Origin of the sequence: Campylobacter sp. MIT 21-1684, assembly GCF_026241315.1 — a bacterium.
Classification (GTDB): domain Bacteria; phylum Campylobacterota; class Campylobacteria; order Campylobacterales; family Campylobacteraceae; genus Campylobacter_D.
Map to the genome: position 1 here is coordinate 28572 of NZ_JAPHNA010000012.1, position 13529 is coordinate 42100.

A 13529-nucleotide genomic window follows, 5' to 3' on the forward strand; every position below is an offset into this window, starting at 1 on the left:
TTACAGAATCTCAAACCACTGCACCTACTTCCACGCTTTCTTTTTCACAAAGAAAATCTAATCCCTCCCCGCTCCCTTTAACAAAAGAAATGCTCCCTTTCTTTTGCACAAAGGGAGAGCCTGCGCACTCTCCACTTCTAGCAAAAAATCGGGCAGGAGACACTACTGCTCCTGCTTTCTCCGATTTTTCACACCACGAAGTGGGCGCAGAATCTCAATATGACACCCTCCCACAAGGTTGGCAGCTTAAAACACTAGGCGAAGTGTGTGAGTTTGTATATGGCAAGGCTTTAAGTCAAGAAAAAAGAAAAACCAATGGGAAATATCCTGTATATGCGGCAAATGGTATTAAAGATTATAGTGATGAATTTATGGTGAGTTAAAATTCTATTATCGTGGGGAGAAAAGGGAGTGCAGGAAGTGTTGTATTGACTTCCTCTCCTTGTTGGGTGCTTGATGTTGCATATTATGTTAATTTTGATAAAGAAAAATATGATTTGGCGTTTTTATACCATTTGCTCAAACATTTAAATCTAAAACAATTTGCAAGGGGCGTAAAGCCCGGAATTAGTAGAAGTCAAGTTTATGAATTGCAAGTGATAGTGCCGCAGCTTAAAACCCAAAAGCAAATCGTGCAGATTTTAGAATCTAAATTTGCGCATTTAGAGAATTTAACGCAGTTTGTGCAACAAAGTTTAGACAAACTCCATAAGCTCAAATCCGCTCTTTTAACCCAAGCGTTTAAGGGGGAATTGGAGAATGATAAAATTTAAGGCATAAATATGTATAATCGTATCAATAATGATACAAGGAGACACAATGACAAGCGAAGCAAAACTTAATAAATGGGGTAATTCCTTAGCCTTGCGTATCCCTAGCGGTTTTTTGGAAGCCTTAGGATTGAGCCAAGATTCTAAACTCAAACTTAGCATTCAAGATGAAAAGCTCATTATTGAAAAGCAAAAGGATTTAAAACAACTCTGTAAAGCAATGAATAAAAATAACCTCAATATAGACAGCGTTTGGGAAAACGACACCACAGGCAAGGAATGGTAATGGCAAATTATATCCCACAAAGTGGCGATTTGATTTGGCTTAACTTCACTCCGCAGAGCGGACACGAGCAAAAGGGCAAGAGACCCGCACTTGTCCTAAGTCCAAAAGAATATAATCAAAAAAGTGGCTTATGCCTTTGTGTGCCGCTTACAAGCAGGGTAAAAGGCTATCCTTTTGAAGTGCTTTGTGTGATTGGAGATAAAGAGGGAGTGGTTTTAAGCGACCAGCTCAAAAATGTGGATTTTAAGGCAAGGGGAGTGAGCTTTATCCAGCAGTGTGAAAGAGAAGTGCTAGAGCAAGTGAAATGTAATCTTGCCTTATTGCTTGGGATTTGAAATGGTAATTGGGGAAAATAAATGTGTTAAAAATTTGAGAAGTTTTTAACACATTTGGCTATAATGTTAAAAAATTTATGTTTTTTTAACCTATTCAAGGCGAGTGATGAAAGAATTTATCCCAAATGAACTTCCATTGGAAATTCCTATAAGTGAGAACATTTATAAACTACTTGTAACTGCCTCAAGGGCTTTGAGTGAGCTAAGAGGCATAGCAAGGACCATCCCTAATCGGTATATATTAATTAATGCGTTAGCTTTACAAGAAGCAAAGGATTCTAGTGAGATAGAAAATATCATTACTACCCACGATGAGCTTTTTTTGTCGCAAGTTGATGAGGGTAAATTAACTCAAGCTACTAAAGAAGTGCAAAATTATCAAAGTGCTTTAATTAAAGGATTTGAACTCATTAAAAAAGATGAGATTTTTAAAACTTCGCATATTTTAGCTATTCAAAAAAGGCTTGAACGCAATAATGCGGGATTTAGACGACAAAGCGGCACAATGCTTAAAAATCCCGCTACAAATGAGATAAAGCATATTCCTCCACAGCATTATGAGGATATAGTGCGTTTAATGAGCAATTTAGAGCAATATATAAATGATGATAGTATGCAAGACTTAGACCCGCTTATCAAAATGGCAATTATTCATTATCAGTTTGAGAGCATACACCCCTTTTATGATGGCAATGGCAGAAGCGGGAGGATTATTAATGTCCTATATCTTGTGTATAAAGGGCTTTTGGACTTGCCTATACTCTACCTAAGCGGTTATATTGTGCGGCATAAGGCAGAATATTATGAACTTTTACAAAAAGTGCGTGATGAAAATGCGTGGGAAGAATGGATAAGCTATATATTAAAAGGCGTAGAGCATACATCAAATTCAACAACTGCAACAATAAAAGCTATTCAAAGTCTTATGCAACAAACAAAAGATTTGCTTAAAACCCACACAGAATTTTATACAAAAGACTTCTTAGAGACTTTATTTATTCACCCATACACTAGGATAGAATCTATTAGGGATAAGCTTAAAATTACGAGGCAAACTGCTTCAAAATATCTTAAAACTTGCGAGGAGCTTAAAATCGTGCAGTGTGTGAAAATAGGTAGGAATCATTATTATGTCAATGAGAAGTTGTGTGAGCTTTTTATCAAAGGGATAGGTTAAATTTTGATTGAGTTTTTAACCTAATTATGAAAATGTGTTAAAAATTTGAGAAGTTTTTAACATTCATAGAATTTAAAGGAGCAAAGATGAGTGAAAAGGCGATTATCTCAAAGGTGTGAAATTTTGCAACGATTTTGCGTGATAGTGGCGTGAGTTATACGGATTATGTCGCGCAGGTGAGTTATTTGCTGTTTTTAAAAATGGAAAGTGAGAGGGAAAGCATAGGGGAGAGTAGCAAAATCCCGCAAGAGTGCAAATGGGAGCGACTCATATGCCTAGATGGGCTGGAGCTAGAGAGTGCGTATAATGCTGCGCTTCTTAAGCTCTCAAAACAAGAGGGTATCATCGGGCTTATCTATAATGACGCGCAAAATAAAATCAAAGAACCCGCCAATCTCAAAAAGCTTTTTACAATGGTGGATAGTGAAACTTGGCTCGGGCTTAAGGTGGATATAAAGGGTGCGATTTATGAGGGGCTACTTGCCAAAAACGCCACAGAAACCAAAGCGGGAGCAGGGCAGTATTTCACGCCTAGAGTGCTGATTGATTCTATCATGGGGCTAATGGAACTGCAGCCAAATATGGAAGTGTGCGACCCGGCGTGTGGCACAGGCGGGTTTTTGCTTAGTGCGTATGAAGTGATGAAAGCGCAAACAAAAGATAAAGAGGAGCTTAAGAAGCTAAGGAGTAAGCGGCTTTATGGCAAGGACATCACGCCTTTAGTGGCATCTTTGTGTGCGATGAATTTGTATCTGCACGGAATCGGAGGCGAGGGAAGCGTCATAGAGATTGGGGATTCTCTTAGTGAGCTAGGAAATCGGCGATTTGATAGGGTGCTGACTAATCCGCCCTTTGGCAAAAAGTCGGCAAGTAAAATCCTAGCGGAAAATGGCAAGGTGAAAAGCCAAAAGGAGGAATACAGCCGCGAGGATTTTTTCGCCACGACTTCTAATAAGCAGCTGAATTTCTTACAACACATTATGAATCTTCTAAAGGTTGGAGGCAAAGCCGCAGTGGTGCTACCCGATAATGTGCTTTTTGAAGGAGGAGCGGGAGAGAGAGTGCGTAAGAAGCTTTTAGAGGATTTTAATTTGCATACGATTTTGCGGCTGCCCACAGGGATTTTTTACGCGCAAGGTGTGAAAGCGAATGTGCTGTTTTTTGACAAAGTCGCTTTGAGTGAGGACGCAACACAAAGCGTGTGGGTGTATGATATGCGCACGAATTTTAACCTAAGTCTTGTGAGCAATCCGCTAAGTAAAGAGCATTTGAGAGATTTTGAAGCTTGTTTTTGTGTAGGGGCGATAGAGAAGCGAAAGGAAAGTGAGCGATTCAGCACTTTTGACATTGGAGAGATTAAGAGGCGTGATAAGATGAATTTGGATATTTTTTGGCTTAAAGATGAGAGTTTGGAAGATTTAGAGAATCTGCCAAGCCCAAAAGATTTGAGTTGTCAAATCAGCACACATCTTAAAGGCGCACTTAAGGAAGTGGAGGGATTAGGGGTAAGGTAATGTTTTGCTTATGAGAGTTTCTATACAAACTTCACACCCTCTATTAATTTTTGATAAGCCCCAAGTGCCGCCACTCCTGCAAGTTGTGCCGAAGTCTTTAAAAACTGCCTACGATTTGTCATTACTACTCCTTTATTTAGAATCTCTTTGTAGAAAATATGACTTTCTTAACCCTCTATTTGCTAAACACACGCTTTAAATGCGCCTCATAGTCTTTGATATATTGTTCTACTTGCAGATTTTTGACGACATCATTACAGATAAAACTTGGTAATCCTTGCATTCCCATAAACTCGTGTGCCTTATGCAAATACACACTCTCTACACCAACACCATTAAAGAAGTCATTAGGCTCATTAAACCCTTCAAGTGGGGCATTCCAAGTAAGGCTAAACATATATTTCTTATCTTTCAAAAGTCCGCCTGTGCCATAGCCTTTGGTTGGATTATCACTATGTCGCCCATCGCTAGTGAAAAACTTCCCAGCCGCTGCAATACCCACTTCATCAATGTATTTTTTCACAATCCACGGCTCACCCATCCACCAACCGGGCATTTGATAGATTATCGCCTGACTTTCTAGCCACTTTTGCACCTCTGTTTGTGGTTCATAGCCTTTGTCAATGTGCGTTTGCAAAGTTTCATAGCCTAAACCTTGTAAAGTCTGCTTTGCGACATCGTGTAAAGTTTGGCTAAGCCTCCCGCCAGAGTTTCCAAAGACTTTGCCACCATTTAAAAGTAAAATCTTTGCCATTTATTCTCCTTAAAACTAGAAATAGATTCTGTAATTATAAAACCTGATACCTAGTGTTTGTTAAGGAAGTAAAATTAATTTTTGGATTTTTTAAATCTACACTAATTTTATCTCTGCAATGCGTGATTCTATCTCTAGGCTTTTATGCAAGCTTTGAATGACTTTTTCAAAATGCTTGTAGTTTATTTCCTCGCCTTTGTGGCTTTTGAGATATTTATCTAAAACTTGATAACCGCCGATTTTATATGTCCAAACCGCCTCACTCACTCCGCAAAAGTGTAAGGAATCATTAATAAGTTCTGCAAACAGAATCTTTGGAAATATATTTAAAAAATAATAAATCATTACTTACCTTTTCACTTCTCCTCTTTTAATGAGCTTTTCTCTTACGGAGCTATTTTTAGAATCTCTGCGTGTTCGTTTTTAATATCAAGAGGCCAATCCATTCCTTGTTCTTGCACATTCCAATCAGGGTGTTTGCCACTCTCAACGCTTAAATAATCCTCCACACAACATTGTTCAATCAGTTTATAAGAAATATAAGCATTTTGGATTCTTTTTAGCCCAAAAAGTCCTTTGATGTCTTTTTCAAAATTCTCTTGATAAATTATATAAAATTCTATTTTTGCGCCGCTCAGAATCGTATGATACAAAAAATAAAACAAGTCTTTCTTATAGTATCTTGTTTATAGCTTTAAAATTAAGTTTTTTTAACTATAATATTTTATTAAATTAAGGAGAAAAAATGAGACTAAAAGTTGGAGTCTTAGGAGCAAGTGGCTATGTTGGCAATGAACTTGTACGGATTCTCCTTCTTCATTCAAAAGTACAAATTACTTTTGTAGCTTCGCAAAATCATACAGGAAAACACTACACTTCTCTTTATCCTCACACTCCTTTAAATTTACATTTTGAAAATGAAGATTTAGAAAATTTAAGCAAAAAAATTGATGTGCTTTTTACAGCCACACCACATAATTTTACAGCCTCTTTATTGAATGAAAATATCCTTAAAAATATGAAAATTATTGATTTAAGTGCTGATTTTCGTCTTAAAAATCCTAAGAATTATGAAACATATTATAGTTTTACTCACAGAAATTTAAAACTCTTAAATAAAGCTGTTTATGGACTTTGCGAACTTTATAAAGCAGAGATTGAAAAAGCAGATTTGATAGCTAATCCGGGCTGTTATACCACAGCTTCGATTTTAAGTTTATATCCCCTGCTTCAAGAAGGTGTAGTCGATACAAATTCTCTTATTATTGATGCAAAAAGCGGAGTAAGTGGGGCGGGGAAAAATGCAAAAACAGAAAATCTTTTTTGCGAAGTGAATGAAAATCTTAAAGCTTATGCTCTTACAAGCCACCGCCACACTCCAGAAATAGAAGAACATTTAAGCTACGGGGCTAAAGAAAAAATCACTCTTCAATTTACTCCTCATTTAATCCCTATGCAAAGAGGAATTTTAACAACTTCTTATGCAAATTTGCTCACAGAACTTAGTGAAAAAGAATTAAGAAAGCTTTATCAAAAATACTATAAAAAATGTCAATTCATAAGGCTTTTAGATTCTGTTCTTCCTCAAACGCGTTTTGTAAGGGGAACAAACTATACCGATATTCATCTTAGTGTTGATCAAAGAACAAAACGAGTTATTGTCATAGCTGCACTTGATAATCTCATCAAAGGTGCTGCCGGTCAAGCCGTGCAAAATATGAATATAATGTTTGGCTTTAAAGAAAGTCAAGGACTTACAAATTTAGCAATGTGTTGAAGGACAAAGATGATAATACAAGCGATGAGAGAAAAAGATTATGAAGCGGTTTTTAAACTTTGGTGTGAAATCAAGGGCTTTGGCATAAGAAGCGTTGATGATAGCAAGGACAATATTGCTCGATTTTTACGAAGAAATCCTGACTTAAGTTGCATAGCTCTACTAGAGGAAGAAAAGAATGGCTTCGAAAAAGGGGCTATTGTAGGGAGCATACTTTGCGGACACGATGGAAGAACAGGAGCCTTTTACCACGTTTGCGTACATCCTTATTTTCGAAAAATGGGTATAGCACATCAAATGACACAGTATTGTTTAGATGCTTTAAAAAAAGAAAATATTAACAAAATCGCTCTCATCGCCTTTAAAACAAATGATTTAGGCAATACATTTTGGTCGCATTATGGTTTTACTCTAAGAAAGGATGCAAATTATTACGACTGGTCTTTAAATGAAAACAATCAAACTAAATTTAATAAATAAAGAGTTTCATACAAGAAAAAGTATGACAAAAAAGCATAGAAGAAAAAATTGAAGATAAAGCAAAAGCACAGCTAAGAAAATTAGTATTGAGTATTTTTATAAAATAGGCAAAATTGATGAAGAAATAGATTTTGCCCTGACAATATCCTTCAAAAAGAGGCGGTTCAGGAAAACTACCCTGAATAAAGCTTTTATTACAAACAAGTACTTTAAAAAATCCCGTGATTATAGAGGTTAAAGGCATAAAGATAGATTAGAAAAACTCAAAAACGATGCGGTGGAAATAGAACTAAAAGAGTGAGTTTCATTTCAAAAATATTGCCGAATACACCTTAAATGTGCATTATGCCAATGCGATTTTAGACTATACGCAAATACAAGAAAGTAAGGGAGAAAATCCCATAAATTACTTAGATTATCCGCTTAAAATATCTAAAAACCTCATCATATAATTCACACAATCACTTATAAAGATTTTTTACTTAAATCTACACTTCTTGCAATTTTAATCAATTAAAGTCTTTAGCACTTAGGTGATCAAGTGTCAGCAAAGCAAGCACTAACAAGACAGATCATAATTTAATAAACCCTATAAAGTCAGTTAGAATGATAATTTGCCTTTAGCATTTCCTAGGAACACTCTAAGACTTAAATCAATCCTAGCAAACTTTCTACCAACATTGCGTATTTTTAATCCCTACTTCTTCTGCTTTAAAGACTGGATTCTTACCCTCTTTTCTTTGCTTTTCATAATCTTTTAAAACTTTTATAGCAATATTTCCTAATAACAAAATCCCTATTATATTCACTAACGCCATAATTCCCATAATCACATCAGCTAAATCCCAAGCCAATCCAAGATTAAGCTGCGCTCCAATAAAAACCATCACTACAGCAGTTATTCTAAAAATCTGTAAAGCTATTTTATTGTGTGTAATAAACTTAAAATTTATTTCTGCATAAAAATAATTTCCAATGAGTGAAGTAAAGGCAAAAAGCACAATAGCAACACTTACAAAATATAAACCCACACTGCCTAAATGACCTTGCATAACCTTTTGCACCAAAGGCATTCCAGAAACTCCACTTAGATTTTCACTACTACATAGCACCACGATCGCACTTGCTGAACAAATGATGAGAGTGTCAATAAACACAGAGAGAGTTTGCACCATTCCTTGTTTAGCAGGGTGGGTAGTATGTGCTGTAGCTGCTGCATTAGGCGCACTACCCATACCCGCTTCATTAGAAAACAATCCTTTTTTTATCCCTATAACTATCGCACTTGCTGCAAATCCTCCAAAAATAGCTTCAAAATCAAAGGCTTTAGCAAATACTTCAGTAAAAATCCCTGGAATCGCTCCTAGATTCAAACTAACAATTACCAAAGAAACGATTAAATAACCAAAAGCCATAACGGGGACAAGAATAGAAGTAATTTTAGCAGAGGTTTTATTACTCCCAAAGAAAAATACCGCACACAAAAGAGCCAATAACACACCTATAAATATGGTTGTTTGCCCATTATTATAAGCCTCACTCCCAACAAAAATCTCAAAACTAGAAGTCAAAGTATAAGCCTGTAAACCATTAAATCCATAGGTAAAACACAAGATAAGCGAAATAGCAAAAACAATCCCAAAAGCCCTAGAGTCTAAAGCGCTTTGAATATAATAAGCAGGACCGCCTTTATAACCATTTTCTCCATCTTTTTGTTTATACACTTGGGCTAAGGTGCTTTCAACAAATGCACTTGCCCCACCTAAAATAGCAGTTACCCACATCCAAAATAAGGCTCCAGCTCCACCACTGCTAATTGCCACCGCAACCCCTACGATATTTCCAATACCTACACGTGATGCCGTAGAAATCATCAATGCCCCAAAGGGAGAGATATGCTCCTTATGGCTTTTCTCTAACAAAACAAAAAAAGCCGATGGCAAAAAGCGAAGCTGTATAAAATCCGTGCGAATAGTGAAATAAAGACCACAGAGCAATAATGCAAAAACCAAAAAATAGGTATAAAGAAAATTGTTTGCTTCATTAATTAAATTTGTTAATAGTTCCATAAATATTCCTAAAAATTGTCTTGGTAAAAAGCTATAAATGCGAATATTTCTGCATTCTATATTGTATTAGCTTAATTTTTCTTTTAAAAGCTCATTAACACGCAGGATTAACCCTTTAACCGCTTTCATTACCTGCCGCAAAAAACTTCAAGAACTTGTCTTTACCATTTTTGTATTTTGTGCTAATCATAGATTCAATAGCAGCACACAAAGCATTATCGTCCCTCACTTGTTCCAACCCTATAAAATTTATCAGAGCTTGAACACTACTCCTCTATCTTCTATCAATTTATCAAAATCTCTTTTGTGCTTTTACCGCTAATTCCCTCTCATCAATCTGCATCAAAGAGAAAATTCCATATTAAACTAAACTCAAAAACACTTAATTATTAATATACAAAGCAATTCTTGCATACAATCTCAATACTAATCAAAAAATCGATCTATTTTCAATGCTTTTTAGCATTCCTTAAAAGTATTTTTATGTATAATTAAAGCCGCTTAATAATTTTAAATTGAAAACATAAAAAGGACTATAATGACTCAAAAGGATACAAGAACTTCTGTTAGCTCTTTACCCGTGAGCTTTTTAGGAATTTTCTTATTTCTTGCTCTTTTACCTCAAATCTATCAAGTAAAAACTTGTTGTCCTTTTAAGGTTACTTGGTGGGCAATTAGCTTCCCACTAGCAGCTATGTGTGTTGCGAGTCTTAAAATCACTCAAGATCTTATGGAATTTTCAAGTGTAAATATCAATTTAAATAGTGATTCTATGCGAACTATTTTCCTTCTTTTCTCACTTGTGTTTTTAGTGTTTGTAACACTTATTTTTTTATGGTTAATCATACACACCCTTAAAGCTCTTTTTAAGGGGGAGTTGAAAAATATTACCTAAACAACAAAAAATTATTTGAAAGAAAAACTATGCAAAAATATCTTGAAAAAGCAAATGTTTTAATAGAAGCCTTACCTTATATACAGAAATTCAGCGGTAAAATCATACTGATTAAATACGGTGGTTCAGCTATGGAAAATGAAGAATTAAAACATTCTGTTATGCAAGACATAGCTCTTTTAAAGCTTGTAGGTTTAAAACCTGTGATTATTCACGGAGGAGGCAAAGAAATTTCTCATCTTTGCTCTAAACTTCAAGTGAAAACAGAATTTAAAAATGGCTTAAGAATAAGCAATGAAGCGACTACAAAAATAGCAGAAATGGTCTTAAATACGATAAATAAAAGCTTGGTACACCACTTGCAATGTTTAGGAGTAAAGGCTATAGGACTTTGTGGTAAAGACGGCGGGTTTTTAGAATGTGAAAAAAAAGATGAAAATCTGGGTTTTGTTGGAACAATCACAAAAATAAATACAACAATTCTTAACGAACTTTTAGAAAAAGATTTTTTACCAATTATCGCTCCTATTGGAATGGACAGGAATTTTAACACTTACAATATCAACGCTGATGATGTGGCTTGCGAAATAGCAAAAGCTCTAAAAGCCGAAAAACTAGTGTTTTTAAGCGATACAGAAGGTTTATATGAAAATTATGAAGACAAAAGCACTTTGATTTCAAAGATTAACACACAAAATGCAAAGCTCTTACTCACACAAATTCAAGACGGAATGCTTGTCAAACTACAATCTTGCATAGAAGCTTGTGAAAATGGTGTTTCAAGGGTACATATACTTGATGGCAGAGTGAAACATTCTTTATTGCTTGAATTTTTTACAAATGAAGGCATAGGTACTTTAGTAATAAGAGAGACACAATGAAACAAAAAGACGAAAAACACCTTGTCCAAACCTATAAAAAATTTGATTTGCTTTTACAAAAAGGCAAAGGAGTGTATCTGTATGATGAAAAAAATAAGAAGTACTTAGATTTTTCAAGCGGTATAGGCGTTTGTGCTTTAGGCTATAATCATAGCAAATTTAACAATGCCTTAAAAAAGCAAATCGACAAAGTCATACACACAAGCAATCTTTACTATAATGAACACATTGCTAAAGCGGCTTTGAATTTAAGCAAAGCTTGTGGTTTAGAGTCGGTATTTTTTACAAATTCGGGCACAGAAGCCATAGAAGGAAGCTTAAAAGCTGCAAGAAAATATGCTTTTAAAAATGGTATTAAGGGCGGAAATTTCATCGCTTTTAAGAATTCTTTTCACGGACGTACCTTAGGAGCTTTATCCTTAACAGCAAATCCTAAATACCAAAAAGATTTTAAACCCTTAATTAGCGGGGTACGATTTGCAAATTATAATGATATTACAAGCGTAAAAAAACTTGTCAATGAAAAAACATGTGCCATTCTTTTAGAAAGTGTACAAGGTGAAGGTGGAATCACTCCTGCAAACAAAGAATTTTACAAAGAATTAAGAAAACTATGCGATGAAAAAAACCTTGTTTTAATCGCTGATGAAATTCAATGTGGAATGGGCAGAAGTGGAAAATTCTTTGCTTACGAACATAGTGAAATTATGCCTGATATTGTCGCTAGTGCTAAGGCTTTGGGCTGTGGTCTAAGTGTTGGAGCTTTTGTTTTAAACAAAAAAATCTCTCATTCTTCCCTAGAGCTTGGAGATCACGGAAGCACTTATGGAGGAAATCCTTTAGTATGTGCGGGAGTGAATGCTGTCTTTGAGATTTTTAAAAGTGAAAAAATACTTGAAAATGTACAAAAACTTACTCCTTATTTAGAGCAAAGCCTCGATAAACTTGCCCAAGAATTTCATTTCTGTACAAAACGTCAAGGTTTAGGTTTTATGCAAGGTTTAGGTCTGAAAAAAAGCATTAAAGTAGGTGATGTGCTTACAAAATGTAAAGACAATGGACTTTTACTTCTTTCTTGTGGGCAAAATGACTTGCGCTTTTTACCGCCTTTAATCATTACAAAAAAACATATTGATGAAGCTCTTACTATCTTAAGAAATATTTTCAAGTCTTTCGATACACAAGATAAATCAAACAGCAAAAAATAATTTCTGTTTATTCTTTTCCATCTACTATAGGGACAAAAAAGCATTCCTCTAAAATCTCTTTATGTAAATCGGTGCCATTTTTTGTCAAACGGGTGATAAATTGCTTACCATTGTGAAAAATAGGAGCAACTAAAATCCCACCATCTGCAAGCTGGTCTAGCAGAAGCTCTGGAATGTGCGTAGCATAAGCGGAAAATAAAATTCTATCATAAGGAGCATAGTTTTTCCAACCATTTTGTCCATCTTCAAACTTAACATTTATATTTAAAAAACCCAATTTTCTAAAAATATCAGCCGCATTTTTAGCAAGTTTTTCTATACGTTCTATTGTGAAAACACGTCGTATTACCTTGCTTAAAATCGCTGCTTGATACCCACTTCCACAGCCTATTTCAAGAACACTGTCGGCATTTTTATAATTTAAAGCCATAGTCATTTTTGCTACAGTTAAAGGAGAACTGATCCACTGGGAGCTTGCTAAGGGCAAGGCATCAAGTCTGTAAGCGTGAGCTTTAAGCGGAGAAAAAATTTCACGGGGTACATTGGAAAAGGCATTAAAAAGCTCTGTGTTAATAAAAATTTTTTCAGCAATTTCTTCTGCCATAGCCTGACAACGTTTTTGCTCAAATACGTTCATCATCTCTCCTAAATTTTCAAAAAAATTGTAACGAAAAAAGTTAAAATAGAGTTAAACTTAGTTATACTTTATAAACACGATAAGGAGTTACAATGTTGATTGCTTTTAAAGATAAAAACCCAAAAATAGCTCATAATGTTTTTATTGCACAAGGAGCAAAAGTCATAGGTGAAGTTGAGATAGATGAAGATAGTAGTATATGGTTTAATTGTGTATTAAGAGGAGATGTTAATTACATTAAAATAGGAAAAAGAACTAATGTACAGGATTTAACGACTATCCACGTATGGCATAGAGAATACAATTCAGATGGCAATATCATAGACAAAGGCTATCCTACTTCCATAGGAGATGATGTTACAATAGGACACAACTGCGTTATACACGCTTGTACTATAAAAAATCGTGTTTTAATCGGTATGAATGCAGTTGTAATGGATGATGCTTTGATAGACGATGATAGTATAGTGGGCGCTGGAAGTGTTGTTACAAAAGGCAAAAAATTTCCACCAAAATCCCTTATTTTAGGAAATCCTGCAAAATTTGTGCGTGAGCTTAAAGAAGAAGAAATCGCTTTTCTTAAGCATTCAGCATTAAACTATGTAAGATTTAAAAATGATTTTTTAAAAGAATGTGGGACTATACATAAATAAAACATCAAGACTAGAGGATTTAAAGAAAAGGTTAAATGGTATTTAAAATCTTTTAAATAAAACGAATCCTCATAGCAGAAAACATCTTCCTCA

General features: G+C 35.1%; 16 protein-coding genes and 1 pseudogene. 11 read left to right on the forward strand and 6 right to left on the reverse strand.

The features are described from left to right. Window positions 1-89 precede the first annotated feature (89 nt). The 5 genes and pseudogenes from OQH62_RS05905 to OQH62_RS05925 all read left to right on the forward strand — a co-directional run bounded on the left by OQH62_RS05905 (window position 90) and on the right by OQH62_RS05925 (window position 4082). Window positions 90-773: pseudogene (locus OQH62_RS05905) on the forward strand (restriction endonuclease subunit S). 46 nt (window positions 774-819) lie between these two features. Continuing rightward, the gene (locus OQH62_RS05910; protein WP_266015165.1) at window positions 820-1056 is read left to right on the forward strand and encodes an AbrB/MazE/SpoVT family DNA-binding domain-containing protein; all 237 of its coding nucleotides are present in this window, start codon (window positions 820-822) and stop codon (window positions 1054-1056) included. Further along, window positions 1056-1391 carry an endoribonuclease MazF gene (gene mazF, locus OQH62_RS05915; RefSeq protein WP_266015167.1) on the forward strand — a complete coding sequence of 112 codons (336 nt, stop codon included), beginning with the start codon at window positions 1056-1058 and terminating at the stop codon, window positions 1389-1391. Before OQH62_RS05910 ends, mazF begins: the two co-directional genes overlap by 1 nt. A 106-nt stretch (window positions 1392-1497) precedes the next feature. After that, window positions 1498-2568, forward strand: a complete 1071-nt coding sequence (locus OQH62_RS05920) for a Fic family protein (protein WP_266015169.1) — start codon at window positions 1498-1500, stop codon at window positions 2566-2568. Between the two features lie 131 nt (window positions 2569-2699). After that, window positions 2700-4082: an N-6 DNA methylase gene (locus OQH62_RS05925; protein ID WP_323053625.1), complete on the forward strand. Its 1383-nt coding sequence runs from the start codon at window positions 2700-2702 to the stop codon at window positions 4080-4082. Between the two features lie 20 nt (window positions 4083-4102). Here OQH62_RS05925 and OQH62_RS05930 read toward each other — a convergent pair whose 3' ends face one another. The 4 genes from OQH62_RS05930 to OQH62_RS05945 all read right to left on the reverse strand — a co-directional run bounded on the left by OQH62_RS05930 (window position 4103) and on the right by OQH62_RS05945 (window position 5489). Next, complete coding sequence (locus tag OQH62_RS05930; protein ID WP_266015172.1) at window positions 4103-4204, reverse strand: twin-arginine translocation signal domain-containing protein; 102 nt, start codon at window positions 4202-4204, stop codon at window positions 4103-4105. A gap of 53 nt (window positions 4205-4257) precedes the next feature. Next, window positions 4258-4836 carry an NAD(P)H-dependent oxidoreductase gene (locus tag OQH62_RS05935; protein ID WP_266015174.1) on the reverse strand — a complete coding sequence of 193 codons (579 nt, stop codon included), beginning with the start codon at window positions 4834-4836 and terminating at the stop codon, window positions 4258-4260. A gap of 96 nt (window positions 4837-4932) precedes the next feature. Further along, window positions 4933-5181, reverse strand: coding sequence for a type ISP restriction/modification enzyme (locus tag OQH62_RS05940; protein WP_266015175.1), 249 nt, complete (start codon window positions 5179-5181; stop codon window positions 4933-4935). Window positions 5182-5222: 41 nt separating this feature from the next. Beyond that, window positions 5223-5489: a hypothetical protein gene (locus tag OQH62_RS05945; RefSeq protein WP_323053622.1), complete on the reverse strand. Its 267-nt coding sequence runs from the start codon at window positions 5487-5489 to the stop codon at window positions 5223-5225. 92 nt (window positions 5490-5581) lie between these two features. Here OQH62_RS05945 and argC point away from each other — a divergent pair, with 92 nt between their 5' ends. Beyond that, window positions 5582-6613, forward strand: a complete 1032-nt coding sequence (argC, locus tag OQH62_RS05950; protein WP_266015176.1) for an N-acetyl-gamma-glutamyl-phosphate reductase — start codon at window positions 5582-5584, stop codon at window positions 6611-6613. Between the two features lie 9 nt (window positions 6614-6622). Then, window positions 6623-7093: a GNAT family N-acetyltransferase gene (locus OQH62_RS05955; protein ID WP_266015177.1), complete on the forward strand. Its 471-nt coding sequence runs from the start codon at window positions 6623-6625 to the stop codon at window positions 7091-7093. A 671-nt stretch (window positions 7094-7764) separates the two neighbouring features. Here the strand turns inward: OQH62_RS05955 and OQH62_RS05960 are convergent. After that, entirely contained in the window at window positions 7765-9168 is a 1404-nt protein-coding gene (locus OQH62_RS05960) for an alanine/glycine:cation symporter family protein (protein WP_416333348.1), read from the reverse strand. Between the two features lie 532 nt (window positions 9169-9700). Here OQH62_RS05960 and OQH62_RS05965 point away from each other — a divergent pair. The 3 genes from OQH62_RS05965 to OQH62_RS05975 are packed head-to-tail and all read left to right on the forward strand — an operon-like array spanning window position 9701 to window position 12146. Then, window positions 9701-10057, forward strand: coding sequence for a hypothetical protein (locus OQH62_RS05965; RefSeq protein WP_266015181.1), 357 nt, complete (start codon window positions 9701-9703; stop codon window positions 10055-10057). Between the two features lie 29 nt (window positions 10058-10086). Next, window positions 10087-10938 (forward strand): acetylglutamate kinase, encoded by an 852-nt coding sequence (argB, locus tag OQH62_RS05970; RefSeq protein WP_266015182.1) that lies wholly within the window; start codon window positions 10087-10089, stop codon window positions 10936-10938. Continuing rightward, window positions 10935-12146: an aspartate aminotransferase family protein gene (locus tag OQH62_RS05975; RefSeq protein ID WP_266015184.1), complete on the forward strand. Its 1212-nt coding sequence runs from the start codon at window positions 10935-10937 to the stop codon at window positions 12144-12146. The genes argB and OQH62_RS05975 overlap by 4 nt, the downstream gene beginning before the upstream one ends. A gap of 7 nt (window positions 12147-12153) precedes the next feature. Here the strand turns inward: OQH62_RS05975 and OQH62_RS05980 are convergent, their stop codons facing one another. Continuing rightward, window positions 12154-12783, reverse strand: a complete 630-nt coding sequence (locus tag OQH62_RS05980; RefSeq protein ID WP_266015185.1) for a protein-L-isoaspartate(D-aspartate) O-methyltransferase — start codon at window positions 12781-12783, stop codon at window positions 12154-12156. Between the two features lie 92 nt (window positions 12784-12875). Here OQH62_RS05980 and OQH62_RS05985 point away from each other — a divergent pair, with 92 nt between their 5' ends. Continuing rightward, window positions 12876-13436 carry a gamma carbonic anhydrase family protein gene (locus OQH62_RS05985; RefSeq protein WP_266015187.1) on the forward strand — a complete coding sequence of 187 codons (561 nt, stop codon included), beginning with the start codon at window positions 12876-12878 and terminating at the stop codon, window positions 13434-13436. Window positions 13437-13529: the final 93 nt, after the last annotated feature.

What these genes read in the sequence shown, in the direction of transcription:
- OQH62_RS05910 (WP_266015165.1), top strand. Translation starts at nt 820, where the DNA reads ATGACAAGCGAAGCAAAACTTAATAAATGGGGTAATTCCTTAGCCTTG.
- mazF (WP_266015167.1), top strand. Translation starts at nt 1,056, where the DNA reads ATGGCAAATTATATCCCACAAAGTGGCGATTTGATTTGGCTTAACTTC.
- OQH62_RS05920 (WP_266015169.1), top strand. Translation starts at nt 1,498, where the DNA reads ATGAAAGAATTTATCCCAAATGAACTTCCATTGGAAATTCCTATAAGT.
- OQH62_RS05930 (WP_266015172.1), bottom strand. Translation starts at nt 4,204, where the DNA reads ATGACAAATCGTAGGCAGTTTTTAAAGACTTCGGCACAACTTGCAGGA.
- OQH62_RS05935 (WP_266015174.1), bottom strand. Translation starts at nt 4,836, where the DNA reads ATGGCAAAGATTTTACTTTTAAATGGTGGCAAAGTCTTTGGAAACTCT.
- OQH62_RS05940 (WP_266015175.1), bottom strand. Translation starts at nt 5,181, where the DNA reads ATGATTTATTATTTTTTAAATATATTTCCAAAGATTCTGTTTGCAGAA.
- argC (WP_266015176.1), top strand. Translation starts at nt 5,582, where the DNA reads ATGAGACTAAAAGTTGGAGTCTTAGGAGCAAGTGGCTATGTTGGCAAT.
- OQH62_RS05955 (WP_266015177.1), top strand. Translation starts at nt 6,623, where the DNA reads ATGATAATACAAGCGATGAGAGAAAAAGATTATGAAGCGGTTTTTAAA.
- OQH62_RS05965 (WP_266015181.1), top strand. Translation starts at nt 9,701, where the DNA reads ATGACTCAAAAGGATACAAGAACTTCTGTTAGCTCTTTACCCGTGAGC.
- argB (WP_266015182.1), top strand. Translation starts at nt 10,087, where the DNA reads ATGCAAAAATATCTTGAAAAAGCAAATGTTTTAATAGAAGCCTTACCT.
- OQH62_RS05975 (WP_266015184.1), top strand. Translation starts at nt 10,935, where the DNA reads ATGAAACAAAAAGACGAAAAACACCTTGTCCAAACCTATAAAAAATTT.
- OQH62_RS05980 (WP_266015185.1), bottom strand. Translation starts at nt 12,783, where the DNA reads ATGAACGTATTTGAGCAAAAACGTTGTCAGGCTATGGCAGAAGAAATT.
- OQH62_RS05985 (WP_266015187.1), top strand. Translation starts at nt 12,876, where the DNA reads ATGTTGATTGCTTTTAAAGATAAAAACCCAAAAATAGCTCATAATGTT.